This is a genomic window from Paenibacillus timonensis (assembly GCF_022427145.1).
GTDB classification, from domain to species: domain Bacteria; phylum Bacillota; class Bacilli; order Paenibacillales; family Paenibacillaceae; genus Fontibacillus; species Fontibacillus timonensis.
On record NZ_JAKSXN010000164.1, the window covers coordinates 1 to 401 of the forward strand.

General features: G+C 48.6%; 1 protein-coding gene. It reads right to left on the reverse strand.

The features are described 5' to 3' along the window. Nucleotides 1-37: 37 nt before the first annotated feature. On the reverse strand, nt 38-325 hold the full coding sequence (locus MJ257_RS24705) for a transposase (protein ID WP_016310786.1): 288 nt from the start codon (nt 323-325) through the stop codon (nt 38-40). Between the last annotated feature and the right edge of the window lie 76 nt (nt 326-401).

A 401-nucleotide genomic window follows, 5' to 3' on the forward strand; every position in this document is an offset into this window, starting at 1 on the left:
CGGCACTTGAAGCGATGATCGTGGATGAAGGCATAGATCAGCGCCGGTCTTTGGCGAAGTAGTGCATCGCCTTTTTTAAGATGTCGTTCTCCTCTTCCAGATCACGAAGGCGTTTCTGAAGATCTCTCATTGCTTTATCGTCGGCTTTCAGTTGCCCACTGCCTGGAAAGGCCTGTGCGCCGTCTTTCTTGTATTCCGCCATCCAACGATACAGGGTGTTGTCGCTGATCCCCAGTTCGCGGGCGACCTGCGCCACCGCTTTCCCTTCTTCCTGGATCATCTGAATCGTTTGCAGTTTAAATTCTTTATCGTATTTTTTCGTCATGGTAGCACCTCGAATTTGGATAGATTCATTTTACCCGATTCTCGGTTCTCCATGTCTACTTTTTAGTCTAGCAGCA